24 protein-coding genes are annotated in these 24,659 nt (G+C 46.7%); 15 read left to right on the plus strand and 9 right to left on the minus strand.

The features are described 5' to 3' along the window. Positions 1-4 precede the first annotated feature (4 nt). The 3 genes from ACFOEE_RS18480 to cyaY are packed head-to-tail and all read right to left on the minus strand — an operon-like array spanning position 5 to position 1,970. The gene (locus ACFOEE_RS18480) at positions 5-982 is read right to left on the minus strand and encodes a DUF2914 domain-containing protein (protein WP_377127888.1); all 978 of its coding nucleotides are present in this window, start codon (positions 980-982) and stop codon (positions 5-7) included. An 11-nt stretch (positions 983-993) separates the two neighbouring features. Next, positions 994-1,650 (minus strand): alpha/beta hydrolase, encoded by a 657-nt coding sequence (locus tag ACFOEE_RS18485; RefSeq protein ID WP_377128045.1) that lies wholly within the window; start codon positions 1,648-1,650, stop codon positions 994-996. Next, entirely contained in the window at positions 1,650-1,970 is a 321-nt protein-coding gene (cyaY, locus tag ACFOEE_RS18490; protein WP_377127891.1) for an iron donor protein CyaY, read from the minus strand. The genes ACFOEE_RS18485 and cyaY overlap by 1 nt, the downstream gene beginning before the upstream one ends. A gap of 121 nt (positions 1,971-2,091) precedes the next feature. On the opposite strand from cyaY, the gene lptM reads away from it, so the two are divergent. The 6 genes from lptM (at position 2,092) to ACFOEE_RS18520 (ending at position 6,777) form a co-directional block, all read left to right on the plus strand. Further along, positions 2,092-2,283, plus strand: coding sequence for an LPS translocon maturation chaperone LptM (gene lptM / locus ACFOEE_RS18495; RefSeq protein ID WP_377127894.1), 192 nt, complete (start codon positions 2,092-2,094; stop codon positions 2,281-2,283). A gap of 12 nt (positions 2,284-2,295) precedes the next feature. Continuing rightward, on the plus strand, positions 2,296-3,546 hold the full coding sequence (lysA, locus tag ACFOEE_RS18500) for a diaminopimelate decarboxylase (protein WP_377127897.1): 1,251 nt from the start codon (positions 2,296-2,298) through the stop codon (positions 3,544-3,546). A 90-nt stretch (positions 3,547-3,636) separates the two neighbouring features. After that, positions 3,637-4,467 carry a diaminopimelate epimerase gene (dapF, locus tag ACFOEE_RS18505; RefSeq protein WP_377127900.1) on the plus strand — a complete coding sequence of 277 codons (831 nt, stop codon included), beginning with the start codon at positions 3,637-3,639 and terminating at the stop codon, positions 4,465-4,467. Then, positions 4,464-5,105 (plus strand): DUF484 family protein, encoded by a 642-nt coding sequence (locus ACFOEE_RS18510; RefSeq protein ID WP_377127903.1) that lies wholly within the window; start codon positions 4,464-4,466, stop codon positions 5,103-5,105. Before dapF ends, ACFOEE_RS18510 begins: the two co-directional genes overlap by 4 nt. After that, a complete protein-coding gene (gene xerC, locus ACFOEE_RS18515; protein WP_377127906.1) occupies positions 5,102-6,019 on the plus strand; it encodes a tyrosine recombinase XerC in 918 nt (305 codons plus the stop codon). The genes ACFOEE_RS18510 and xerC overlap by 4 nt, the downstream gene beginning before the upstream one ends. A 41-nt stretch (positions 6,020-6,060) precedes the next feature. Continuing rightward, positions 6,061-6,777, plus strand: a complete 717-nt coding sequence (locus ACFOEE_RS18520; RefSeq protein ID WP_377128048.1) for an HAD-IA family hydrolase — start codon at positions 6,061-6,063, stop codon at positions 6,775-6,777. 10 nt (positions 6,778-6,787) lie between these two features. On the opposite strand, the gene ACFOEE_RS18525 is transcribed toward ACFOEE_RS18520, so the two are convergent. Next, positions 6,788-8,077, minus strand: a complete 1,290-nt coding sequence (locus ACFOEE_RS18525) for a hypothetical protein (RefSeq protein WP_377127909.1) — start codon at positions 8,075-8,077, stop codon at positions 6,788-6,790. A gap of 209 nt (positions 8,078-8,286) precedes the next feature. Here ACFOEE_RS18525 and ACFOEE_RS18530 point away from each other — a divergent pair, with 209 nt between their 5' ends. Further along, positions 8,287-9,165 (plus strand): dTDP-4-dehydrorhamnose reductase family protein, encoded by an 879-nt coding sequence (locus ACFOEE_RS18530; protein ID WP_377127911.1) that lies wholly within the window; start codon positions 8,287-8,289, stop codon positions 9,163-9,165. Positions 9,166-9,225: 60 nt separating this feature from the next. Here ACFOEE_RS18530 and ACFOEE_RS18535 read toward each other — a convergent pair whose 3' ends face one another. Next, the gene (locus tag ACFOEE_RS18535; protein WP_377127914.1) at positions 9,226-10,065 is read right to left on the minus strand and encodes a glycosyltransferase; all 840 of its coding nucleotides are present in this window, start codon (positions 10,063-10,065) and stop codon (positions 9,226-9,228) included. 139 nt (positions 10,066-10,204) lie between these two features. Between ACFOEE_RS18535 and ACFOEE_RS18540 the strand changes: the two genes are divergently transcribed. After that, positions 10,205-10,897 carry a pseudouridine synthase gene (locus tag ACFOEE_RS18540; RefSeq protein WP_377127917.1) on the plus strand — a complete coding sequence of 231 codons (693 nt, stop codon included), beginning with the start codon at positions 10,205-10,207 and terminating at the stop codon, positions 10,895-10,897. Positions 10,898-10,920: 23 nt separating this feature from the next. Here ACFOEE_RS18540 and ACFOEE_RS18545 read toward each other — a convergent pair whose 3' ends face one another. Further along, on the minus strand, positions 10,921-11,568 hold the full coding sequence (locus ACFOEE_RS18545; RefSeq protein ID WP_377127920.1) for a hypothetical protein: 648 nt from the start codon (positions 11,566-11,568) through the stop codon (positions 10,921-10,923). Between the two features lie 207 nt (positions 11,569-11,775). On the opposite strand from ACFOEE_RS18545, the gene ACFOEE_RS18550 reads away from it, so the two are divergent. The 4 genes from ACFOEE_RS18550 to ACFOEE_RS18565 all read left to right on the plus strand — a co-directional run bounded on the left by ACFOEE_RS18550 (position 11,776) and on the right by ACFOEE_RS18565 (position 15,167). Further along, entirely contained in the window at positions 11,776-12,153 is a 378-nt protein-coding gene (locus ACFOEE_RS18550; RefSeq protein ID WP_377127923.1) for a BlaI/MecI/CopY family transcriptional regulator, read from the plus strand. 1 nt (position 12,154) lies between these two features. Beyond that, positions 12,155-13,348, plus strand: coding sequence for a TonB family protein (locus ACFOEE_RS18555; protein WP_377127926.1), 1,194 nt, complete (start codon positions 12,155-12,157; stop codon positions 13,346-13,348). A 235-nt stretch (positions 13,349-13,583) separates the two neighbouring features. After that, complete coding sequence (locus ACFOEE_RS18560; protein ID WP_377127929.1) at positions 13,584-14,456, plus strand: EamA family transporter; 873 nt, start codon at positions 13,584-13,586, stop codon at positions 14,454-14,456. 168 nt (positions 14,457-14,624) lie between these two features. Next, a complete protein-coding gene (locus tag ACFOEE_RS18565) occupies positions 14,625-15,167 on the plus strand; it encodes a GNAT family N-acetyltransferase (RefSeq protein WP_377127932.1) in 543 nt (180 codons plus the stop codon). 85 nt (positions 15,168-15,252) lie between these two features. On the opposite strand, the gene ACFOEE_RS18570 is transcribed toward ACFOEE_RS18565, so the two are convergent. Together ACFOEE_RS18570 and ACFOEE_RS18575 are read right to left on the minus strand one after the other, a co-directional pair. Beyond that, positions 15,253-15,636: an MAPEG family protein gene (locus tag ACFOEE_RS18570; protein WP_377127935.1), complete on the minus strand. Its 384-nt coding sequence runs from the start codon at positions 15,634-15,636 to the stop codon at positions 15,253-15,255. A 245-nt stretch (positions 15,637-15,881) separates the two neighbouring features. After that, positions 15,882-16,709, minus strand: coding sequence for an MBL fold metallo-hydrolase (locus tag ACFOEE_RS18575; RefSeq protein WP_377128051.1), 828 nt, complete (start codon positions 16,707-16,709; stop codon positions 15,882-15,884). Positions 16,710-16,874: 165 nt separating this feature from the next. Here ACFOEE_RS18575 and ACFOEE_RS18580 point away from each other — a divergent pair, with 165 nt between their 5' ends. Then, on the plus strand, positions 16,875-17,960 hold the full coding sequence (locus tag ACFOEE_RS18580) for a GGDEF domain-containing protein (protein ID WP_377127938.1): 1,086 nt from the start codon (positions 16,875-16,877) through the stop codon (positions 17,958-17,960). A gap of 5 nt (positions 17,961-17,965) precedes the next feature. Here ACFOEE_RS18580 and ACFOEE_RS18585 read toward each other — a convergent pair whose 3' ends face one another. After that, complete coding sequence (locus ACFOEE_RS18585) at positions 17,966-20,254, minus strand: penicillin acylase family protein (RefSeq protein ID WP_377127941.1); 2,289 nt, start codon at positions 20,252-20,254, stop codon at positions 17,966-17,968. Positions 20,255-20,594: 340 nt separating this feature from the next. On the opposite strand from ACFOEE_RS18585, the gene ACFOEE_RS18590 reads away from it, so the two are divergent. Then, positions 20,595-23,876, plus strand: coding sequence for an ATP-binding protein (locus ACFOEE_RS18590; protein ID WP_377128054.1), 3,282 nt, complete (start codon positions 20,595-20,597; stop codon positions 23,874-23,876). A gap of 37 nt (positions 23,877-23,913) precedes the next feature. After that, on the plus strand, positions 23,914-24,540 hold the full coding sequence (locus ACFOEE_RS18595) for a YceH family protein (RefSeq protein WP_377127944.1): 627 nt from the start codon (positions 23,914-23,916) through the stop codon (positions 24,538-24,540). Positions 24,541-24,659: the final 119 nt, after the last annotated feature.

Here is a 24,659-nt window from a genome sequence, read left to right on the forward strand (position 1 = left end):
CCGCTTAAGGTTTAGCGGAATGAGTACGAAATTGTTTTTGTGCCAGTAATTGGCCTTCTGCCGTCACGGCCTCTACGCGCCAGTCACCAAGCTGAGTTGCCTCAATATGCTTGAGCGAGTAAGTACGATAGCGACTCCCAGCTACGGTGAGCGGAATATCCGCCAATAGTTGTTCTTCGAAATACCATAAGTGATGCACTGTGGTATCTTGCAAGTCATGCAGCTCAGTAAAAAAATACAGCTTGTCGTCGAACTGACTGATAGCAATATCGCTACGCAGTACATTGATGGGCTCACGGTCTTCAATCCCCGTGGTTAATACCGCGCGAGTCACTTTGCTAGTATCTATCTTGGCGCCCAGCGCCACACTGGCAACCGCAGCTTGTGCCGTGAATTGCTTCTCAACCGTGGGTTGTGGCGATACGGTTTGCGCTTTAGAGATTGTCACTGGCTCAGCATCTGATTCTGAATCACCGGCTTGGGTTGGAATGGCAAGGTCTTGCGGCGCATCGGCGCTACTAAACTGCTGTGCTATCTGCGCAATCGTATCGCTAGGTAATGCGTCCGTGTCGTCAAACTGCGCATTGGTTTGCGCCAATAACTGTGCTTCAGCCTGTTGCATAGGGATTGATGCAACGAGATCTGGCGCATCAGCGCTACTAAATTGCTGCGCTATCACAGCGACCGTATCGCTAGCTAGCACGTCTGTGGCTTCAAACTGCGCGTCTTGTTGTGCGGATTGAGTTATTTCGTCCTGAAGGCTGGGTGCTGTGAGTGCAAATGTGGTGCTGACAAACTCGGTATTATCGCTTTCGTCCGCGTTTACACCTATAACTAAAACGTAGCCCAATGCCCCAAGGATTAAAGCACAAGACAACAGCGCCGCCCAAATTCGTCGCCAATGCCATTCATAGCTAATTGCTTTGGCAGGCTGCTGATTGGCTGCAACTTTGGTTTTAATCACCAATTTCTGTGTCATCATGCTTTTCCTCATTACACCGCAAGTGTCTGCAACAGCCAATTGCGAATGTCTTGTAACTCTTCCATACACACTTGATGGGCCATTTTGTAGCTATGCCACTGTGGTTGGTAGCCCGCCGCCTCTAAAGTTTGCTTGGCCATTTCACCCGCAGCATAAGGAACCACTTCATCTACCGTACCGTGCGCCATGAAAATATCAAGCTCTGGCTGACATAACTCATCAACCAATTTCTGCGGCGCGCACATGTAAGTCGATAGCACCATGACCCCACCAAGGCGCACCTCCAAACGAGGCGCAAGGTGCAAGGCAATTACCCCACCTTGAGAAAAGCCAGCCAAAATAATGCGGGCCGGATCTATACCTGCGGCAATCTCACGCGCAATCAATGCCGCAACTAAATCAGCGGATTGTCGCACACCAGCTTCATCGGCTCTTTTATCTAGATCAAAAGACTTGATGTCATACCAAGCACGCATGCGCATGCCACCGTTAACCGTAATAGCCTGCTCAGGCGCATGCGGGAAAATAAACCGCACACCGCTGTCTGCCGGCATTTGCAGAGCTTCTGCAACGGGATAAAAACCATGGCCAGAATCGCCAAGCCCATGTAGCCAAATCACACTGGCGGTATGTTGCTCACCAACCTGATAATCAACAAAGTCCAGCATTAGTTTGCCTGCCATGCAACGGCCTGCCCCGCCTGACGCGATGCAGCTTCACTAATAAACTGCCAAAACTCAGCGCCGCTGCGGTTATCAATCCACTTATCACCGTGCAACTCAAAATGATGACCGTTGAACTTGGTCGCGACCCAAACTTGGTGTAATGGAGGTTGTTTATTGATCACAATTTTACTGCGATCTGGGAAGATGATTTCTAACAAACCGCCATTGGTTTCGTAATCCAAGTCGACTTCACAGGCTTCCACTTGTTCTTCAAGGCAAAGCATCAGTGCATCGACCAATTCATGGTATTCATGATCTGTCATGGCTAGTATCCTTTTCGAGTCTCAGACAAGTCTAACAGGAATAATTTTCACCCGCGAATTGCTGCTTTTTTTAGTAATTCTGTTACCCTGCGATTATAAAGCCACCGACAGTATTAAGCTAATGAAAGCGAACACTCTTTCTTCACTCCGTAACTTGGCTGTGGTCAGCACTATGTTACTGCTAGGCGCTTGTGGTCAAAGCGGTCCACTCTATTTACCTGAGCCTACCCAACCCAATCAAAGCCAAGACAACAATAAGCCAAAAGTAGGCAATGAGCAGCCTGCCGTTAAGCCAGTTGGCGAGCCAGCATAACCGAGGTCAAGCATGGATTATTTTAATTATCAAGGTGACAGTTTATTTGCCGAAGATGTCGCCGTCAGCGAATTAGCGAAAACTTATGGCACTCCTTGTTATGTTTATTCACGCAAAACATTAGAGCGCCATTATCACGCCTTTGCTGATGCAGCAGCAGGTCATCCGCACCTTATTTGTTATGCCGTTAAAGCCAACTCCAACTTGGCCGTGTTAAATGTTCTTGCGCGCCTTGGCGCCGGTTTTGATATCGTGTCGCAAGGTGAATTAGCGCGCGTGCTTAAGGCCGGTGGTGATGCCAGCAAGGTGGTTTTTTCCGGCGTGGCAAAAACTGAGCAAGAAATTGCCTTTGCGTTAGAGGTTGGGATCAAATGCTTTAACGTCGAATCGACTTCTGAGCTAAAACGCTTAAGTGCCGTCGCTAGTCGCTTGGGTAAAACCGCGCCGATTTCTGTGCGCGTTAACCCAGATATTGACGCTAAAACTCACCCTTATATCTCGACTGGGTTAAAAGAAAACAAGTTTGGTATCGATATTAAGCAAGCATTTGAAGTTTATCAGCTAGCGTATGCATTACCCGGCCTTGAAGTAGTCGGGATTGATTTTCATATCGGTTCACAACTAACTGAAATAGAACCATTTCTTGCTGCGTTAGATAAAGTCCTTGCGCTTATCAAGCAACTAGCTAGTGCCGGAATTGTGCTGCACCACTTAGATATAGGCGGCGGCTTAGGCGTTCCTTACAACACCGAAAAGCCGCCACATCCAAGTGCTTATGCTGCGCAAATTCGCGCTGCGTTAGCAGACTTCCCCAACCTTGAGCTGATTTTTGAGCCGGGCCGTGCGATTGCGGCTAATGCGGGGATTTTACTGACCAAAGTTGAGTTTATAAAACAGAGCGCAGATAAACGCTTTGCCATTGTCGATGCGGGCATGAATGACATGTTGCGGCCCTCATTGTATGGGGCATGGCAGGCCATTATCGAAGCCGAGAAAATGCCAGAGCGCGAAACGCACGAATACGATGTGGTCGGGCCGGTATGTGAAACCGGTGATTTTATCGGTAAAAACCGTGAATTAGCGATAGCCGAAGGGGATTTATTAGTTCAGCGTAGCGCAGGCGCTTATGGCTTTAGCATGAGCTCCAATTACAACTCGCGCCCTCGCGCCGCCGAAGTAATGGTTGATGGCACACAACATTATTTAGTGCGTCAACGCGAAGTGTTAGAACAATTATGGCAAGGCGAGCAACTGCTGCCATAACTAACTCTCGCAGTGCAAAATGAAAAAAGGCTGCAGTATCCCAGTCAGTGTGGCATGCTGTAGCCAATCACATGGTTTGTAACGGACACTATGTTAATCAATTTTACAAAAATGCATGGGCTCGGCAATGACTTTATGGTTGTTGATAATGTCACCCAAAATGTGTTTTTATCGCGCGATCAGATCAAACGCTTAGCCGACAGAAACTTTGGCGTCGGGTTCGACCAATTATTACTGGTCGAACCGCCTTATTCTCCCGACATAGATTTTCACTATCGGATTTTTAATGCCGACGGCAGCGAAGTCGAACAATGCGGCAATGGCGCGCGTTGCTTTGCTCGCTTTGTGCGCATGAAAGGCTTAACCAACAAGCACAAAGTCTTGGTATCAACTAAAGCGGGCAACATTACTTTGTTTACCGAAAAGGACGGCCAAGTCACGGTCAATATGGGTCACCCGCAGTTTGAACCTGCGCAAATCCCAATGAAAGCCAGCAAACGCGAGCAAACCTATATTTTCCGAGTGCTAGAGCAAACGGTGTTTTTAAGCACAGTGTCGATGGGTAATCCACATGCCGTCATGATAGTGGAAGACATTGACCGTGCTGATGTTGCAACACTCGGTCCGTTATTAGAGCTACACGAGCGCTTCCCTGCACGCGCCAACATCGGCTTTATGCAGATAGTTAATAACGAACACGTCAAACTGCGCGTTTGGGAACGTGGTGCGGGTGAAACCTTAGCCTGCGGCACCGGCGCCTGCGCGGCGGCAGTGGTGGGTATGCTGCAGGGCAAACTGGCCAGTACCGTACAAGTCGATTTACCTGGTGGTAGCTTGCAGATCCGTTGGAGTGGCGAAGGCAATCCGGTACGCATGACCGGCCCTGCAGAGCACGTGTTTGATGGACAAATTGCAATATGAGCCAATATAAATCACCTGATCAGTTTACCGACTTGCAAGAACATCAGATAGCGGCCTATTTAAGTCGCCACCCCGATTTTTTTGCTCGTCATCCATACTTGTTGTTGGAATTACAACTGCATAGTGATGACAAAGGGCTGCCGAATCTTGCTTTGCAACAGCAACGTTTATTGCGTGAGCAAAATGCCGCGTTTAAAGCCCAGATCAGTGATTTAATCCGCCATGCTCGCGACAATGAGCGGGTTTTCAAATTGTTTAGCGCTTGTCAGCGACAGCTGGCAAATGCCAATAGCGTGACGGAATTACAAACCTTAGTCAGTCATGAACTTGGCCAAGTACCTAATATCAGCCATTGTCAGCTCTTCGAGTTTGAACTGCGCTTTACCGCCTTAGTGGCAAACCGCCTTGGTCGCCGCGGTCATTATTTAGGTCGACTAAGCCACGACGAACAAGCGTTGTTGTGGCCAGAGCAATCGGTGCAATCGGTGGCGCTGTATTTGCTTGGCGACAGCCAAGCCCCTTTGGCTCTGCTCGCGTTGGCCAGTGACGACCCTGAGCACTTCGCTCCAGACAATGACAATTTGCTGATCAGCGAGTTTATTCTCAGCTTATCCAGTCGTTTAAAAGCGCTATCATGACCGCGCAAGCCGAGCTTTCGCCAGCCTGGCTTACCGCCATTGATGCCTTTATGGCGTATATTAGCCAAGAAAAGCAGTACTCCGCGCATACCCAAAGCCAATATCGCTTACAGCTGCAACAAGCCGCAGCCTATTTTGCCGCACACTGTAGCAGCTGGGCCAGCGTGACCCCAGAGTTGGTGCGCCGTTACAGTATGAACCTACGCGCCAAACAGCTTAATCCGCGCTCTATCAATATCAAATTAAGTTGCGTTCGTAGCCTCTACAAGTTTTTACAACGTCGTCAGAGCGAGCCTTGCAACAATCCCGCGCAAGGTATCAAAGGGCCTAAGTTCCAAAAACCGCTACCCAAGAACTTGGATGTTGACCAAATGGCGCAATTACTGGAAATCGCCCCAGAGGACGAATTGGCGGTGCGCGATAAAGCCATGATGGAGTTGATGTACTCTAGCGGCCTGCGAGTAAGCGAGTTGGTCAACGCTAACTTGGGCGACGTTCGAGACGGTGAGATCCGTGTTATGGGTAAAGGCAGTAAAGAGCGCGTCGTCCCTGTGGGTCGTAAGGCACTTGCCGCCATTGATGCTTGGTTACGATTACGCCCCAGCTACGCACCACCAGACGAACTGGCTTTGTTTGTGAGCAAACGTAAAACCCGCATTTCAGTGCGCCATGTGCGCGCTAGAATGAAAGAATGGGGTCTCAAACAAGGGGTCAGCACACCTGTTCACCCACATAAGTTACGCCACTCATTTGCCAGCCATATTTTAGAATCCAGTGGTGATTTGCGCGCGGTGCAGGAAATGCTCGGTCATAGTAGTTTATCTGCAACTCAGGCTTATACTCATGTGGATTTCCAGCATCTGGCCAAAGTGTATGACCATGCGCATCCTCGAGCGCGCAAGCAAAAGCCTTGAGCCTTGCCGTACACTGAACACTTATCTGCAACTTTGGAGGGATAATGCGATTTAACCGTACTATCGGAGCCATTTCGGTGTTGTCGTTTGATTTAGACGACACATTGTACGACAACCGCCCAATTATCAAAGCGGCGGTGCAAGCCATGCTCGACTATTTAACGAGTTTAGCAAATTGGCCGCATCATGATCCGCATTTTTGGCGCGATTGTCGCCGTGCGGTGCAAGAACAACAGCCTGAATTAGAACATGATGTTAGCCGCTGGCGTCAAGTCGCCTTACGTTTTGCCCTCAACGAACTCGGCTATGAGCCAAGTGCCGTCGAGCAGCATGCCACTGCAGCCTATCAAGCATTTGCTGAGGCGCGCAGTAATATTGTCGTGAGTGACGAAGTGCTCAACTTGCTTGCAGAATTACGTCAGCATTTTCGCTTAATTGCCATCACCAATGGTAACGTAGAAGTCGCGCGTTTTAACTTGCGCGACCAATTTGAGTTTGTGTTGCAAGCAGGCCGTGATGGCCAAGCCAAGCCCGCCGCCGATTTATTTATACAAGCCAGCCAACGTTTGCAAGTTGCACCACAGGCGATACTACACATTGGTGACAGCCTAGAGAGCGATGTGCAAGGCGCCAATCTGGCTGGCTGTCATAGTGCTTGGCTACGTTTATCTGCCACACACAACGGTACTTACGCAGGCTTACCAGATGCCGAAATCAGTGATGTACTACAACTGCGCACCTTACTCACAACGCGCTAGCAACTAATGCTCACAGGCATTGCAATTTACCCGTGACCACTTGGGCATCATACAGCTCAAAATGACCGTAGCACTGCGGCGATTGGAGCTCGGCAAAATCACCTGTGATTTCAATTTGGCCGAGCTTGCTAAGTGCTTGCTCGGTATCTAAATAATTCACTCCGGAAAAATGCCACGCCTGCGACCGCTCGAGCCACTGTTGTAATGCACTAAGTTCAATGCGTTTGGGGCTTATCTTATCAAGTAACTCTAATGCAGTGACCGTACCGCTATGATCCAATTCAAGCATTTGATGGCAACCAGTAAAGTAATATGGTTTGTTGTCTTGTTGATAAAACTCAATGAGATCTTGGCCTGCGATAGCGTCCGCCGCGTCCAAACTCGTAAAACAAGGCAATGCCGCTTGTTTACTTGCGAGTGTGATGACCTGACCTTGACGTAAACCAAGTAGTTTAAGTGCACTTTGCTCGTGCCCAGTTATGTAGGTCGCGATATCAACTTCAGCAAAGTCGGTTTTGAGTTGCAGCTCTTGCGTTTGGCTAATTTCAGCGTCTAGGCGTAACCGAGTGTTTGAGACTTGCACTGCAAGTTCAGCTTGATCGTTCAAAAACTCAAGCCTATTGTTTAGTGCTGTTGGCAGTAAGGCAATATGATATTGAAAACCAATGAGCTGATTTTGTCGATAAAATAACGCAAGGTTTCGTCCAACCAGTGCGATAGCGTCGTTAGGGTTGATTTGCCACCATAAAGAAAAACGTCCAAGTAGTGCTTGCGCAGCTGTGATATCACTACCAAGTTTCAGACCTAACACAGTATCACGAGTGATCAAAAGGTCTTTCGCGGCGATGGGTTTCACAACTGGGACAGCTTTAGGAGTGACGGTTATTGCCCTTTCAATATTTAGCGGCTTCATGGCGCCAAGACGGACAAATTGCTTTAAATCATCACCATTTTGCACTATCTCTGCGCTACATGTTGTGACCACCTTTGCCTGTGCCATCACTTTAAATATTGTTGAATCTTTGGCTAGATACTCAACCGATGGTACAACCTTAACCATAGCTAACGCCTGATATTCGGGATAATCTCGGCTAAGCTTCACAAATAACTTTTGTTTGAGTTTCGCTATCTCAGCCTCTGTATCCTCCGAAATACCGCTGCGCGATTGCACCACATCTAGTTTTAACAGCGGTTTATCAATAAACTCGCAGCCTTGCTCATGCTGATACAAAATAGTCGCGTTAGTGTACTGACTCCACATCAGCCCTAATAGCGCAATCAATAACACCTTTATAAACATCGCAATTTCCTTATTGTAGTCAGCCTAAGCTTGGGATGAGAAAGCAATAGATTGAATTGTAAAGTATTAAGCTTTATTAACTGTCAACGACACCCACAAAAACAAGTAAGATACGGTACTCTCGACCACCACTGTCAGTTAATATAAGTGACCTTAAAACAACCAGAATAAGGTAAAATAAATCAAATGCAACCTTTTAGGAACTCAAGATGAGCATACTTATTACCGGTGCAACAGGACTTTTAGGCCGTGCAATTTACGCGCAATGCCAAGCGCAGTTCCCTACCTTAGATATCATTGGTACAGGCTTTAGCCGCGCGCAAGCACCGCTTGTACAACTTGACTTGAATGACGCTGCTGCTGTGCGCGCATTTTTTGCTAAATACCAGCCTAGCGTTGTTATTCACGCGGCCGCCGAGCGTAAGCCTGATGTTTGCGAAAACGATCCTGAGCAAACCTTAGCATTAAATGTGGAAACCAGTCGCTTGCTGGCAGAGCTATGCCACGAACAACAAAGCCGCTTGTTTTTTATCAGTACTGATTATGTTTTTGATGGCAAAAATGCTCCGTATGCAGAAAACGCGACGCCCAACCCGTTAAATTTTTATGGCAAAAGTAAAATGATGGCGGAACAGGCCATTGTTGCAATTAACCCCAGCCATACCATTATTCGCGTACCGGTATTGTACGGCGAGGTTGAGTATTTAGCTGAATCAGCGGTAACTGTGATAGCACAGCAGATCCAACAAAATCCGCAAAGCAGTCATGACCACTGGGCAGTGCGCTACCCAACCCATGTTGCCGATGTGGCGCAAACCATTGCTGACCTTATCGCTTTACCTGCTGCACAAAGCGCTGGGATATTTCACGTTTCTGACTCGCAAGCCATGACTAAATACGATATGGCCTGTGTAATAGCCGCCGCGTTGGGGCAAAATGCAAGTAGTCTAGTTGCCGTGCCCGAGCCCACCCAAAGTGCGGCTAGGCCCTATAACTGTGCGCTTAAAGACACGCGTTTAAAGCAATTAGGGATAGTACATAGCCGCAAGTTTGACGTGGCAATCCAGCAGATTATCACCCGAAGCTAATTGTCGCTGTAAAAAGTGCCACAAGCTTCTCGCCCGCAGCCGCTAGCTATAAGTGCCACTCTAACGTGGCACATACAAATGACACAGGGCTCTTAGCAGTGGTTTTGGTAAAGGGTATTTACGATAGATTTTATCAAGGTATTGTTGCCATACCCGCGCTTTAAGTTCTGCGATCTTCCCAGCTTCCACGATACTGCTATATAACAAGGCAAAATCGCGCAAAAATTGCACATCGCGACGGCGGTTATTTTTCGCATAACCTTTACCTGCGTAATGAATAAAATCGCTCTTGAGATAGTCTGTTTTGCCAAACATATCCATGCGATTAAATCGTTTATCTAAGCTTTGATGTTTAAGCTGATGCTTATGAAGCAAGTAATTGAAGTAAGTTTGTTCATAAAACTTAATATTGTTACATAACAGATTTAAGTCTTCTAAGTTTGCCTTTAAAAACGGACTGCTACTACTCGAAGCGAGAATAACTCCGGCATTATAATATGTTGGTTTTTCTTGAACTTCACCCCAACTTACCTTTCCAAAACAATCTTCAATTAATTTAACTTCGCTATCTCTGGCAATAACTTGTCCCTCGTTAAACCAAAAAACCGTATCTAATTCAGGATATTCTGAAAAAATATTGTCAGCGTCCGGATGGATTAATATATCGCTATCTACGTATAAAACTCTATCATAGGTCTTTAGCAACTCACCAATTCTAAGCTTTTCCGCCCAGGCAGGATTGGCATTGTAACGCGGCTTATGAATATGGATTGGGTAGTGTAATTGCTCAGATACAATCAGCTCAGCTCCAACTTTGCTTGCATAGTGCTGAAAACTCAATAATGCGGCTTGATACATGGGATTGTCGCCAATCGCCAGTGTAAAAATAGCTTTCTTCATAGTATGTCCCTATAAAAATACGTGCGCAGTATAGAGAAGTTTTGTGTCTTTTCCTACAGCGGACCCCCTCCATACTTCGCTCGCAGCTTCTCCAGTGTTACAATTCCCTTCCTCAACTCTGTAGAACCTTTGTTTGCCGATGCTCACAGTACCAATGCGCCTTGCAAAATATTTAACCCATGCTGGAGTCTGCTCTCGCAGGCAAGCTTCACGTTTGATAGATGCAGGTGACATCACAGTCAATGGACGGTTGGCAAATCATATTGACCACGTTACTGAGTTAGATGAAATTGTTGTTTTAGGACAAAAAGTCGCTGGGCTGGCAGAAAAGCAACTGTTTGCTTACCACAAACCCGTTGGCATTGATTGCAAACTAAATCATGCAGATGCCAATAGCATTATCCACTTTCTCCCAACCCATACTCGGCTTTATCCGATTGGCCGCCTAGACAAAGACAGTCGCGGGTTATTGCTTATTACCAACGATGGCGAACTCTGCCAACGGCTTATCCATCCTGATAAACATGTTGAGAAAGAATATTGGGTAACGGTAGATAAACCTTTAGATGCGCAGTTTTGCCACACTATGGCGAATGGCGTGCCTGTTGATGGTCAGCTCACCTTGCCTTGTGAAGTCAGTTTAATCACTCCAAATCAATTCCGTATTGTTTTAAAGCAAGGGCTAAATCGGCAAATACGGAAAATGGCGAAATATTGTGGCTATAAAGTAATTGATTTAATTAGAACAAGAATAGGAAATATTTCTGTGGATGATTTAAAAATAGCAGAAAGCACTTTTATTGAGCTTTCTGCGACACAGCAAATTTATTAAAAGTTTAATTAAAATTGCATGATTTAATAACTTCTAACTTCCAGTTTGACTTCCCAACCATCGAAATCGTACGAATCGGAATCAACAGCGAGATCTGTCCAGCCGCCTCCCTGCGAAGCCCACGGTGTAAAAGTAGACTCACCAATGTCACTACCTTTTTTATCGGCAACTCGCAAACCAATTCTAAAATCTTGTAGAGCCGCAGGCACTTGCCAGTTTCGAGTTTCTATTTTTAATCTCACTGCGTCAGGATCATATCTGTCAGCATCAAACGCAAACCCTGACCAACCACCACCTTCACTAGCCCACGGTGTATATTGCCAGTAACCGAAGTCTCCATTACCGCGCTTGTCTGCTGCTTGAATTGCTAAGCGAAAGTCTTTATTGTTGGGTACACCTTTCAGTACTGATAAATGCAATTTAATTGCATCTGGATCATACGCATCTCGGTCTGTGACCCAATCCGTCTGAGTTACTGAACCAGAAGTCAAGTAGCCCGTATATTCAACTCGTCCAGGATCACGCCCAGCGTCATCTAACACCTGCACTCCAATTCTAAAATCGTAGTTGTTGGCTACTAAATTAGACTCTGCCTTAGTCGCCGAAACATTGCTAATAACTAATGTACTAGACGCTAAAATTAAGCCTTTTAATAGGGGTGTTACTTTCATATAAATGTCCTTTTTCGTTTTGAGTAGTAAACGACAAAAATCTAGCATAGCCGCGGACATCGAGTCAACAGAAATGATAATCACTATCATTAATTGCCAAATCAACAACTTTCCCTTATTTTTAATAGTGCCCTAATGAAAATAAACTTGCACTTTTAGATTACAAGAGTAATCTTAATATCAAAGATTACACCTGTAGGCGATATCATGATTGAACTTTCAAAAGCAGAATTTGCGGTAATGGAAGCTTTGTGGCAGGGCCATCCTGCTAAGGCCAATGATATTATTGGTCGGCTTAGTGATCACAGTGACTGGCACGAAAAGACCATTAAAACCTTACTTGGTCGTTTAGTAAAAAAGCAAGCCATCGACTTCACCAAGGAAGGTCGCGAATATATCTACCGTCCTTTAATTTCACGCGAAGAGTACACCCTTAAAGCCAGTCGCAGTTTTCTTTCGCATTTTTTCAATGGTCGTTTGACGCCTTTGATCAGTGGGTTTGCGAAAAGCCAACAATTGTCTCAGCAGGACATCGATGAGCTAAAACAAGTGATCCAAGACTGGGAAAACCAGAAGGAGCGTTAACATGCTGAGTTGGCTGCTTTCTCAACAAGTGTGGCTAAGTAGTTTACTACTGGCGCTGATCGTCGCTGAAAAATATTTAGTGCCTCAATTGGGTGCGCGTTTTGTACTGCGTTTATGGTGGGCGCTCCCTGTCGCTATACTATTCAGCCACATCCCGACGGTGTGGCTGGCGCAGCTCAATGCCCCTGTTTTTACTATGAGTGAACGGTTTGTGGTGCATCCCAATAGCATTCCAGCAACGGCTTGGAATATTGCCATAGATTGGCTTTATGGCAGCATTATGGTTGCACTGATGGCCTGCTGTGCGCTACAGCATCGGCTCTTTGTGCGCCAACTCAATATCTACCAACAAGAAGGTCAATATTACTCAAGCTTGCTCCATGCACCTATGGTGATTGGTATATGGCAGCCAAGATTAGTGTTACCAAGTCAGTTTGCAAACCAATTTAGCTCCTCACAGCAAGCGCTTATTCTACTGCATGAACAAACTCACCTGCGCCGTGGTGATAATCAATTTAGCGCCTTGATGCTGTTGATGTGTTTAATCAACTGGTTCAACCCGTTATTTTGGCTGGCCTTTGCCAGTTTACGCCGCCAACAAGAACTTGCCTGCGACGAAGTCGTGCTAGATAAGCAACCAAACCAAGTACGTCTGGATTATAGCAAGGCGTTACTCACCAGCTTGCAAGCAACCCAGCACGTGCCGATGGTATTTAGTCAATATGGAGATAAAAATATGATGCTACAAAGACTACAACATATCCGCCAACCCAACGCCATACGTCGCAGCGTACAAGCCGTGGTCTTATTGTGCTTAGGCACTTCATTAGGTGCAATGGCACTTAGCAATAAAACCCCTACGCTTGAGCAACCCAAAAAAGCACACAGCTCGCCGATTTATCGCGTTGAGCCCAAATACCCAATTGAAGCGGCTCAGCAAGCCATCGAAGGCGCGGTGGTGCTCAAATTTCGTCTAGATGCGCAAGGAAACACTCGAGATGTCGAGGTGCTAAAAGCCGAGCCACAAGCGATTTTTAATAAGACCAGTATTGCCGCCGTTGCGCAGTGGCGTTATACCCCACCAGCCGACACTTCCGTTTGGCATACCGTACAACTAGACTACCGCATGGATGCAGGCGCTCAAACTAAGCCATTGCTCGGCGATGAAGTTGAAATGATCAGAATAGAACATTAAGTCGTGGCTTAAACGGACAATTTTAAACACAAAAGCCGCCAGTTGTTAAAGCTGGCGGCTTAGCGTGTTTGTAGCATCCATATCAGTATAAGCAGGAAACTGCGCCAAGACACTGCGACAGATTGTCGCAGTGTCTTGCTATCGACTTGAGTTATTTTCATTATTCGCACAAAGCCATGGCACTTTTTGCCAAACCTAGATAGCTTAGGCGCATCTACTCCCACCTTGTAACATCATGATCTGGATAGCTTTTACCTTACTAGCTGCGTTTGCACAGGCTTGGCGCAACGCCTTACAAAGCCAGCTCAGCCAACACGCCAGTGTTGCCAGCGTCACCCTCGCACGCTTTATTGTGGCTGGCCCTTTGGCAGCGGCTTATTTATGGGCACTCTACCAGCTTTTTCCCGCGCCAATTTTGCAGCCTAATTGGGTATTTGTCAGTTATGTACTCGGCGCCAGTTTAATGCAGATCCTCGCAACGGCACTAATGGTGGTGTTATTTAAACAAAATAATTATGCCGTTGGCGCAGGACTTGCAAAAAGTGAGGCGTTAGTTGCTGCCATTTTAGGTGTGTTATTTTTTGGCTCCACGCTATCGGGTCTCGGTTGGCTTGGGGTGCTGATTGGTTCAATAGCCGTGATGCTGTTAAGCGGTGTATCGCTACGGCGCTTTAACGCTAAAACCGCGTTGTTAGGCATTGCCTGCGGTACGGCGTTTGCGCTTACTTCATTGTGGGTTCGCGAGGCCAGTCTTGCCGCACAACTGCCTTTCCCCCATAGTGCAGCTTGGGTGCTGTTGATGGTGTTATTAAGCCAAACGCTAATATTAGCGATTTACTTATGCTGGAAGGAACCTATCTCTTGGCAAAAGTTATGGCAACACCGCAAACTGACTTCTAGCATCAGTATCTGTAGCTGTGTTGGTTCAATCGGTTGGTTTAGCGCCATGAGCTTACAACACGTTGCCTACGTAAAAACCCTCGGCCAAATCGAAGTGTTTTTTACCATTGCGATTGCTACATTGTGGCTCAAACAACCCACAAAACGCCGTGATACCGTGGGATTAGTCTTGATTGCGCTAGCAGCAGTGTTAGTGATGTTGACCTAAAATCATTCCCAAACTCTCTCTTTTTCAGGGAAGAAAAAGCAGCGAAAAACAACAAAAAAGTAACAATTATTCGGCATTTTATCGCATAGTAACTAGACTCTAAAACGAGTTTAACTTTAGCCATCGTCTAAAATAGCAGGCTAACGTGACGTTATAAGGATAATAATCATGCCGTCAAACCTTGCAACTCTGCCCGCGTTACACACGCAGTACTATGCGCCTTCACATGCATCGCCTGCAACACTTAATGAAATTGGCTTGCTGCGTGCATCCATTTGGCAAGACCACCAGCTGAGCGAACGCCAACACGCCTGTCAACAAGTTTGGCTAGAGGAGGCAGATCGCCATGCGCATCTCTGGGGTGTGACCTCAGGCTCAGGGTTAATCGCCACTGCTCGCTTGTGCATTAGTGATAACTTAGATCATTTACCTGAGCAGAGCTTATATCAAGGGCTGTCTTTATCACCGCCTTTCGCCACTATGGGTAGACTGGTCGTTACACCAGCTTGGCGTGGTAAAGGCATTGCAACAGCACTTATCCGTGAACGTTTGTCCTTATGTGACCGCTTAGGGGTAAAAAGCTTATTACTGGATTGTCCTGAACATCGGGTGCCTGTGATGCAGCGTTTTGGTTTTAACGCGTTGAAACTACCGCAAGCTGGGGTACTCTTTCCTGATACGCGTTTTGTTGTGATGGGGCGTTTTAATTAGCCTGAACTTCAAGTTAGTTAGAATGGGCAGATTTTTCACCTCGCGCTCTGGTGGCAGTAAGCGCCACCAGAGCTTCCGCATTTACCTAAAAACACAGCACCAATGCCGCCAGTAAACTAAGGTATCCCACCGCCCAAACAATAGAGCGCAATAAATGGATATCTAACCAATAGCAAATACAGTACACCACCCGTGCTACTACATGCGTCACAAACAAATATTGTACTGCCGCACCGGTCGTATTAGTTGCAAGAACGGCGGCAAAGACCACCGCAAATATAATCAGACCCTCGAAACAATTCTGGTGGGCAGCAACAGCTCGAGCCCCCAAACCAGTGAGCGTCGCCTGCTGTTGACGCGGCTGGTGATTATCATACCCACCAGCTTGCTGCTGGGCATATGCTACCGGAATTTTGGCTAGATAAGGCAAGAGCACTGCGAGTAAAGCGCAGCTCAATAGTATCGTCATATCGTATTCCTTACTTCGTTAATTGGGGAATGTGCGTCACCCACTACGGGCGTTAGCAACACTTATTAAATTACGCACCGTCTATACAGTACGCAAGTGCTTTCACTTGGCGCAATTGCTACAAAGCAAGTTCGCAGCCAACTGCGAAATTGAGCCAAGCTTCAGGTTACTGCAAATGAACTGCAACAAGGTGAATAAAAATGTCTGCAAATACCTCTCAAGCTAGTTAAACAGCTCCCATGGATTTACTTAATCTTGTCTGACTGCTTAAGACTACGATAAAACAATCGCGTCACCCGTTCTTTACTTAGCCACTGCAAATATTCCAAACCGAGCGGCGCGAGCGGATCGGCTTTTACCACTTCATCTTCACTCGCCAATTGCGCCATACTGTTTAACAGCGAAGTCCGCGCATCTTCTATTAACTTAATATAACTGAGCAGTGTTGCGCGATTAGTCACCTCCCCATGCCCTGGAATCACTTTAGTGTTATCGTCAATCATCGCGGCAATTTGCCGCAGTGCCTGCAACAAACCATCAACACTACCACCGCTATCTACGTCCACAAACGGTAAACTTCCAGTATTGAAAAACAAATCGCCCATATGCACAGCATTTGCAACCGTAAAAAACACCACAGCATCGCCGTCTGTATGTGCGTGTGCAAAATGCCGCAATTGAGCATGCTCTTGATTAAAGTGCAAACTTAAATCTTCACTAAATGTCAGCCTAGGCAAGTACGCACTGTCCGAACCATGTTTGTCTTGTAATCTATGCCGTACTTGGTGCTGAGCAATAACATGGCTACCTGCATTGGCAAAGTTTTCGTTGCCACCAGTGTGGTCGCCATGATGATGGGTATTAATCACAAATTCCGCTTGAGCTGGATGCAACAACTGCAACTGCTTTTTTATCTCGTCACTCAACCTTGCGAACTGGTCATCCACAATATACAAGCCATCTTGCCCATGATGTACCGCGATATTACCTCCTTCGCCATACAGCACGGTCAAATGCTCAGAGAGCTTTTGCTGTTTAAACTCCACCGCCGTAGCGGTAAGGCTACTGAACATTGCCGCCACCGCCGTCAACCTGATTATGCACTTCAAGTAATTGTTGTTATTCATATTTGTCTCTTATTTATAGTTTGCTTAGGCTTTACATCACTTTGATAAAAGTAGAGCAAAAAATCAACATCATCATCTATACTTGCCATTATTGCCGTATTTGCAGAAGTGGTGTCAGTGACTGTCTACGACCATCCTCACAGCGAACCCGATAAAGTTGAAGTACTGAAATATAAATTATTTCGTCAAGTCGCTTGGTATTGCTTGCTTCTCCACCTCTTGCTCATTGGGGTTTTTGCTCATTTAGGTGTGACTTTATTAGCGTGGGTCAATGTCGGTAGTGTCGCCACTTGGGGCATTGGTATTTGGCTGCTTGATAAGGGTAATAGCTCACTAGCGCTACGGATTTTCTGTGCTGAGGTAGCGATCCACGCCAGCTTGGTCTGCGCTCATCTCGGCATGTCGTTAGGTTTTCAGTATTATTTATGGACTGTGTCCTGTTTAGTATTGTTGGATTATCAGCTCAAGCTATCCCATGCCGTGGTAGCTGCACTGATTATGATAGCGACCTTTGCGCTGCTTAATTTAGGCTATGCCGATATCACTTACCACTACGCTTACCCCGAGCTAGTCCCATATGTGCATGTACTCAATGTGCTTATCTGCGGCATTCCTATGATCTATACCATAGGCCAAATTCGTGAAATCACCTTTAAGCAACGCCATGAATTAGCAGAGCTCGCGGCTATTGATCCTCTCACCCAACTCTACAACCGCCGTTATGCAACGGGTCTTATTCATCAAGCACATGAGTCCAGTTTACAGACCCAAACCCCGTTGTGCGTGGTCATGGCTGACATAGACCACTTTAAACGCATCAATGACAGCTTTGGTCACGATAAAGGCGATGATATTTTACGTAATGTGACAGAGCAACTGCGCCTACATATGCATCCTGCGGATATTCCCGTGCGCTGGGGCGGAGAAGAGTTTTTACTGGTGCTTTCACCTTGTTCATTAGGGCAAGCCATGGCGCGCATGGAAAGTTTACGTATTGCGATTGCAGAACATGCGTTTGCACACAACATGTTGAGAGTGACAATGAGTTTTGGCGTGGTTGAATGGGGTAAAGATATGGACTTTAAATCCGTGCTGCAACACGCCGATGCAGCGCTTTACGACAGCAAACACGCGGGCCGCAACAAAGTGACTGCGGCCCCTGTAATGTCAATCACTTCGCAGCGGACAAAGCCCTAGTCGGGTTATTGCGGTACTATCGTTAGCCTATGCTCAATTGCGCCTGGCAACAATGGTGTTGCCTCGCCCTTGGCATATGCCACAAAACCTGCGCGATAATAGCTTGATAACGGATGACCGCTTTGACCACCCGCCATGGTTAAAATAGCCTTATCTAAATGACCGGGCTGGGCGATAAAACGCTGCGATGCACCAAAATGTGGTCCCTGTACCGCTGGCATAAAAGTATCGCCAAAGGCAGGTATCTCTGGCATATCGAGAAAGCTACTTAGCAACGGGATTTGCTTACTAAACGGATGTTGGATCTGAAGCGCATTCACTTTCCCCCACTGCCAAGCGGCCATCCCCGCGCCATGTTGCTCTGACAGCGTGGATTTGCTGCGTTGATACGCATCTAATAGCAGCGCCGACCAATCAGGGTAATTTTGTAACCAAGACTGTGGCTTAGCAGTTAACAGCTGCCACATCGCAGGCTCTAAATAACGCTTTAGTGCTTTGAGCGAACTTTTGTGTTGACGCAACTGGCTTTCTACTGGAGCAAACGTGACATCAATCACTTGGTCGCGAAAACGTTTGACCAAAGTATAGCCAACCGACTCAGCACAGGCGCAATTACCCCATGCCGCCAAATATTGGAGATCTTCCGCAAACTGCGGATTCGATTGATTGGCCGCATTTAGCACACCGACTAATAGTTTATGCCAAGGTTGTAAAAAGCGTGCCTCGTTGTCATGTTGCAAAGCATTAAAATCAGTTTCATTAAACTGCTGTTTTTCCGCCAAACGGTCACGGATCTGCGCAGATCTAGCGCCCAGCGCATAACCTCCATCACCAAAACGCCGTTGCTCATCGACACTCATAACGCGCGAGTTACCCGTCCATAATTTACCCACAGGTGGGTTTATCACGCTAGGGCGTAGCAATTCGTTGCTTTGCCAAGCCTTATCATAATCAGCACTTGCGACAGCAACATCGCTTGGTTGCGTCCGTGCAGGAAGAGCTCCCATGGGTCGCCATCCTGCATTCCCCGTGCTATCCACCACCATTAGATTCTGTACTGGAATACCAACTTGGGGAGCTAGTGCAATGGCTTGTTCGACACTTTGCAAGCCTTCTAAATCTAATAATTTTAAATTCAAGGCATAAGGTTGATGCGCCACCCAACTCAGCGCATAGCGCTGACCATTAAAGCGCTTAACTGGCCCATATTGGCTCATGGTTAATTCGTAGCGGTGGCTTTGCCCTTTTGGTAGTGCAATGGTTTCTACCACAGTTTGGGTCACCTCTGTGTCATTCAATGCAATCCAGTCAGCTGTATCAAGATAACCATTGGTAAAACCCCATGCGATTTCATTGTTACTGCCCACCACTATGGCTGGCGCACCAGGCAAAGACACCCCCGTCACTTGCCGGTTTTGCCCTTGCGATGGGTAGTTCAGCTGCGCTCGATACCAAATCGCTGGCACATTGAGACTTAAATGCATATCGTCCGATAACATACCTGCCCCTGTCGCAGTGTGCGTGCCAGTCACAGCCCAGTTATTGCTACCATATAAAGGTGGCTCGGTGATGGTGTAAATTTGTGCCAACTGGCTTGGTTGCAACTCGGGGATAACTGCAGGTGCGGCACTTTGAATACTGCCATCCAATGCCGCCTGATAGTTACTTGGTTGCATCACAAACTCACGCATCTGCTGACCAAATAAGCTATCTAAATAGATAAGCGCTTCATCACGCTCGTAAGTCGCCGTTTGCAAGTCTAGATACATGCTAAAAATACACAGTAAACTGTCTTCTGGGCGCCATGGCACAATATCAGCCCCAGTTAGCAAATATTCAAAACTGTTGAAACCGACCTGCGCGCGTCCTTCATTCACTCCCTGCGAGTAAGCTTGTAAAATTTGCTGTTGATCCGCAGGTAAGTTGTTAAAAATAGCGGTACTTCGCGCCCTTAACTGATGAAAACGCATGCTTTCGTCCAACTTGAGTGCAGCGCTACCAAAGAGTTCGCTCAGTTCTCCAGCCGCATTGCGGCGCAGCAAATCCATTTGGAAGAATCTATCTTGGCCATGCGCATAGCCTAAGCCAAACGCCGCATCCGCTCGACTACTGGCCGTGATCACCGCCGTACCTAGCTGGTCACGCTCAACTATGACGGATTGTTTAATACCATTGCTGCGCCCTTGTCCATCCAAAGTCGGTAAACTTAATGACAAAGCGCCGTAAATTAACGCTGTCAACGCCAGCAGTAGCACCATCACCACAATAAAAATGCGTTTTATCCACATCAACATGTTGGACTCCAGTTAGGTTTATAATCCATTTTGTCAGTCACTTACGCCTGCATATAACGATAGCCTAACTTGGCTTTGCGACGCTCAAATGACAACTTGTTACTTTTAATTCACCTTAATGACTACGGTTTAAGAGCTCAAGGTACAAGGCCAAAAAACCTCAAAATAAAGATAGATTTAACCCACAAGAGCACTAAAAACGTTTGCTGCGTTGTGAATTTACAATTTCTCACCTTTCTCTTGTAGTGGCAGTGCTCTATAGTTAATTCATTACAGGACTAACGACATCATCATGCATCTCACATCGCCGATATCGCCAAGGAGAGCGCGCTCGTTGAAAGTGGGCTTTTGGTTTATTCTTGCCACTATTGCATTGGCTGGCTGGTTTGTTGACCGAGTTAACGTCAATCGCCTCAAAGAAGTCGCCAAAACACAAGCTTACGAAGACCTCAGTTACTATCGCGCCACACTGGAAAATGAAATTACCAGTAACCTGCAAATGGTGCGAGGCTTGGCCATTGCATTGGCCGAAAAAACCAGTTTGCAGCAATATCAGTTTGAACAAATCGTTGCGCCACTTTACGAACATAGCCGAATCCTACGTAATATTGGTGCCGCTCCTGATATGGTGATAAGCCGCATGTATCCTCTAGCGGGAAACGAGCAAGCAATTGGACTTAATTTACTTACCCATCCAACGCAGGCCAAAGCCGCGATTGCTGCCCGCGATAGCGGTAATGTGGTGATCTCCGGCCCACTTAAGTTAGTGCAAGGGGGCGATGCATTAATTGCCCGCATCCCCGTGTTTCACCAAGAAACGAAGCAGTTTTGGGGGCTATTGTCGGTGGTGATTGATATGAACAAGTTATATCAGGCCGTCGATTTACCCACCCTTGAAGAGCAGTTTCAAGTTCGCATGCAGAGTTTAACTGGCGAAGACAGTCAAAATACCGTCTTTTATGGAGAGCAAAAAGCATTACCGCAAGATGCGCTGGTGATGAATATCACCCTGCCAAATAACCAAGTTTGGGCTTTTTCCGCCTATCCAAAACAGGGCTGGCAAGCAGACAGCGCCGCCATTTGGCCCTTTCGTCTTACTTTAATTACCTTCCTTGGGTTGTTTATTGCAGCGTTTTTGTTTTTAGAGCGGATCATCAAACAAATTCAAGACAATGAACAACACTTGAGTACCATGAGTCATTTGGCCGAAGTCGGCGCTTGGTCAGTAAACCTGCGCACTCGAGAAGTCTATTGGTCTGATGTGACCAAAACCATTTTCGACACCCCAGACCAATTTGTGCCCGGCTGGATGAGCACCATAGAGTTTTTTGTTCAAGGCAAGCATCGCAAACGTGCCCAAGAATTAATGGATAAAGCCATTAAACAAGGCCAAAGCTTTGAAGAAGAGCTGCTGATAGCCACACAAAGTGGCCAGTTAAAATGGATTTCCGTTAAAGGTTACCCGCGCTTTGAACAGGGCCGCTGTATAGAAGTGCAAGGCTCAGTGCAGAATATCGATGAACGCAAAAAAATGGAGTTAGAACACGATAAAATTGCTAAGCACAATGAGTACCTTGCGCGTCTAACCACGCATGATGCCTTTTTAGATACGCAGCTAGAGCTTGCTCATCCTCTATTCACTGACGCGATTTGTGAAGGCGTAAACTGCGAGCGCGCCAGCATTTGGCTGTTTAGTGACGACAGGCAACAGTTAGCACCGAGCAGTTTTAGCCACACGCTCAATAAGACCATGGTGCAGTTCCCTCCTTGGCGCAGCAGTTTAGTGCCTGAGCTGTTTGCCGCCATCGAAACTCAAAAACCGTTACAGATCACCTCTGCACGCCAACATGAACTTACCAAAGCGTTGCAAGATCACTACCTAGTCCCTTTTGAAATCAATGCCCTGCTAATTTGCCCCATTCATCATCGGGGTAAAGTCATGGGCGCATTATGTGCTGAGTTTAGTGAAAGTCGCCCAGCTTGGACACTCAACGATAAGCGTTTTTTACAAGCACTAGCCGTTTTGCTTGGCAGCTTACACACCAACAAAGAGCAGCAAAAAGCTCGGCAACTGGCCTTAATGGAAAAGGAGCTGGCAGAACAATCAGCTAAGGTCAAATCTGACTTTTTGGCCAGTATGAGTCATGAAATCCGCACCCCCATGAACGGCATTTTAGGTATGCTGACCGTGCTGCAACATACTGAACTTAACAACAAACAACGTCATCATATTCAGCTTGCACAAAGCTCAGCTGACGCGCTATTAACTATCATCAACGATATTCTCGACTTCTCCAAAATCGAAGCAGGCAAGCTTACTATCGAAAGTGTGGAAGTTGATTTAGTCAGTTTATTGAGCGATACCTTAAGCGCATTTGCACTGAAGGCCGAAGCGATGCAAACCAAGTTGGAAATAGACTGTCGTAATATGCAGGTGCAGTTTGCCAAAACCGACCCACATCGCCTCAGGCAAGTGCTGAATAATTTACTGAGTAACGCCATTAAGTTTACCGAACAAGGCCGCATTAACCTGACCTGCTACACAGAACAAACTAAAGAAGGTATGCGGTTATGGTGTAGCGTTGAAGATACTGGTATTGGCATCGCCAAAGAGAAATTGGCCACCATTTTTGACTCATTTACTCAAGCTGACAGCTCTACCACGCGTAAATATGGTGGTACGGGCCTAGGTTTAACCATCGCCAGTCAGCTCTGCGAATTAATGGGCGGCACTTTAAGCGCCTATAGCAAACCCAATATCGGCAGTACCTTTACATTTTTTGTTGAGTTACAAAGCCCTAAAGCGATTGCCGCGATGGCAACTTCATGCAGTGAGCTTTTGCTTTTTATTCCCGCGGATTTAGCTGGCTCAGCGTTACGCCATCTGCTGGCACCTTGGCATATGCCCACACAGGTCTTTACCAGCGCGACGTCTGGGCTGCAATATCTGAGAGACAATCCCGACCGCACCATGCGCTTAATTGTCGACCCTTTGATATTTAGCAACGACTCTGACGCCAGTAACGAGTTACAACAGCTGATCAGCAAAAGGCAGCTGTTGTGGGCGCAGATTGCAACGATGAGCCAACCCAGTGTTAGCTTATGGTCATCGCCAAAACCAGACATGGAATGTTGCTATCCATTAACGCCTGCAACGGCTTTGATGCTCTGCCAAGTTGAAGTGAAATCGCACACTAAACCCAGTATTAGGAAGTTGCGCGGCAAGATATTGTTAGTAGAGGATAACAAGGTAAACCAAATTGTTGCGCAAAACCTTCTCGGTAAGCTCGGCTTGATGGTACACACGGCGCAACATGGTAAAGAAGCACTGACTATGCTCAATGAGGCGCATGGTGAATTTGACCTTATTTTAATGGACTGCCAAATGCCAGAAATGGACGGTTATGAAGCCACGCGTTTAATTCGTGCTGAACACGCGGGCAGCAAAGCAGCCAAACTCGCTATCATCGCCTTAACTGCAAATGCTATGCAGGGTGACCGTGAAGCATGTCTGGCAGCAGGTATGGACGATTATTTAAGTAAACCGTTGCAATTTGAGCAACTCGCCTCCACTTTGGAAAAATGGCTTGCGCGTGCGATAACAACACAAAACTCGGCGTAACGCCTTCATTCAATTTATTTTATCTAGGAAGTAAGCTATGGATTTGTCTGCAATTGAAGCTCGTATTATTGGTTGTTTAATCGAAAAAGCCATTACCACCCCAGATATTTATCCACTCTCTTTAAATGCACTCACCACAGCGTGTAATCAAAAAACCAATCGTGAACCTGTGATGGACTTGAGTGAAAGTGAGGTGCTTGATGCCTTGCAGCGCCTCGTTGCCGAACGTTTTGTCGTTGCTGAGGAAACCAAAGGTAGTCGCGTACTAAAGTATCGACAACGCTTTTGTGACAGCGAATTTGCCAAGCTTAAACTTAATACGCAACAAACCGCCGTCATGTGTTTGCTGTTATTGCGTGGTGCCCAAACCCCAGGGGAGCTGCGCACTCGCTCTAATCGCTTGGCAGACTTTCACGATGTGCAGGCCGTAGAGCATACCCTGAATACCCTCATCGCGGAGGGTCATGTACAAATGTTGGCCAAAGAGCCTGGTAAACGTGAAGCTCGCTATGCCCACACCTTTCATGATGTCGAGCAAAGTGACTCAGGCACCGCACTTGCGTCAGAATTAGCCCTGAGTAAAGATGAGTTGTCCGATTTACTGCGCGAAATTGCCGAAGTAAAAGCAGAATTGCAGCAAATTAAGCAACATTTAGGGCTTTAAATTCATTATTAATAAAAACATAATATAACCACCATTTGACGTTGCGAGCGTTAAGCGCTGCTACGTCACGCCAGAAGGATATTCGCCTTCAGCCATTTTAATTGAGTGATAGGGGTTAA

The sequence above is a fragment of the Pseudoalteromonas fenneropenaei genome, from assembly GCF_042643375.1.
Classification (GTDB): Bacteria; Pseudomonadota; Gammaproteobacteria; order Enterobacterales; family Alteromonadaceae; genus Pseudoalteromonas; species Pseudoalteromonas fenneropenaei.

Bases quoted from the DNA above. Each gene is read 5' to 3' on its own strand.
- ACFOEE_RS18480 (WP_377127888.1), bottom strand. From the start codon at position 982: ATGATGACACAGAAATTGGTGATTAAAACCAAAGTTGCAGCCAATCAG.
- ACFOEE_RS18485 (WP_377128045.1), bottom strand. From the start codon at position 1,650: ATGCTGGACTTTGTTGATTATCAGGTTGGTGAGCAACATACCGCCAGT.
- cyaY (WP_377127891.1), bottom strand. From the start codon at position 1,970: ATGACAGATCATGAATACCATGAATTGGTCGATGCACTGATGCTTTGC.
- lptM (WP_377127894.1), top strand. From the start codon at position 2,092: ATGAAAGCGAACACTCTTTCTTCACTCCGTAACTTGGCTGTGGTCAGC.
- lysA (WP_377127897.1), top strand. From the start codon at position 2,296: ATGGATTATTTTAATTATCAAGGTGACAGTTTATTTGCCGAAGATGTC.
- dapF (WP_377127900.1), top strand. From the start codon at position 3,637: ATGTTAATCAATTTTACAAAAATGCATGGGCTCGGCAATGACTTTATG.
- ACFOEE_RS18510 (WP_377127903.1), top strand. From the start codon at position 4,464: ATGAGCCAATATAAATCACCTGATCAGTTTACCGACTTGCAAGAACAT.
- xerC (WP_377127906.1), top strand. From the start codon at position 5,102: ATGACCGCGCAAGCCGAGCTTTCGCCAGCCTGGCTTACCGCCATTGAT.
- ACFOEE_RS18525 (WP_377127909.1), bottom strand. From the start codon at position 8,077: ATGTTTATAAAGGTGTTATTGATTGCGCTATTAGGGCTGATGTGGAGT.
- ACFOEE_RS18530 (WP_377127911.1), top strand. From the start codon at position 8,287: ATGAGCATACTTATTACCGGTGCAACAGGACTTTTAGGCCGTGCAATT.
- ACFOEE_RS18535 (WP_377127914.1), bottom strand. From the start codon at position 10,065: ATGAAGAAAGCTATTTTTACACTGGCGATTGGCGACAATCCCATGTAT.
- ACFOEE_RS18540 (WP_377127917.1), top strand. From the start codon at position 10,205: ATGCTCACAGTACCAATGCGCCTTGCAAAATATTTAACCCATGCTGGA.
- ACFOEE_RS18545 (WP_377127920.1), bottom strand. From the start codon at position 11,568: ATGAAAGTAACACCCCTATTAAAAGGCTTAATTTTAGCGTCTAGTACA.
- ACFOEE_RS18550 (WP_377127923.1), top strand. From the start codon at position 11,776: ATGATTGAACTTTCAAAAGCAGAATTTGCGGTAATGGAAGCTTTGTGG.
- ACFOEE_RS18555 (WP_377127926.1), top strand. From the start codon at position 12,155: ATGCTGAGTTGGCTGCTTTCTCAACAAGTGTGGCTAAGTAGTTTACTA.
- ACFOEE_RS18560 (WP_377127929.1), top strand. From the start codon at position 13,584: ATGATCTGGATAGCTTTTACCTTACTAGCTGCGTTTGCACAGGCTTGG.
- ACFOEE_RS18565 (WP_377127932.1), top strand. From the start codon at position 14,625: ATGCCGTCAAACCTTGCAACTCTGCCCGCGTTACACACGCAGTACTAT.
- ACFOEE_RS18570 (WP_377127935.1), bottom strand. From the start codon at position 15,636: ATGACGATACTATTGAGCTGCGCTTTACTCGCAGTGCTCTTGCCTTAT.
- ACFOEE_RS18575 (WP_377128051.1), bottom strand. From the start codon at position 16,709: ATGTTCAGTAGCCTTACCGCTACGGCGGTGGAGTTTAAACAGCAAAAG.
- ACFOEE_RS18585 (WP_377127941.1), bottom strand. From the start codon at position 20,254: ATGTTGATGTGGATAAAACGCATTTTTATTGTGGTGATGGTGCTACTG.
- ACFOEE_RS18595 (WP_377127944.1), top strand. From the start codon at position 23,914: ATGGATTTGTCTGCAATTGAAGCTCGTATTATTGGTTGTTTAATCGAA.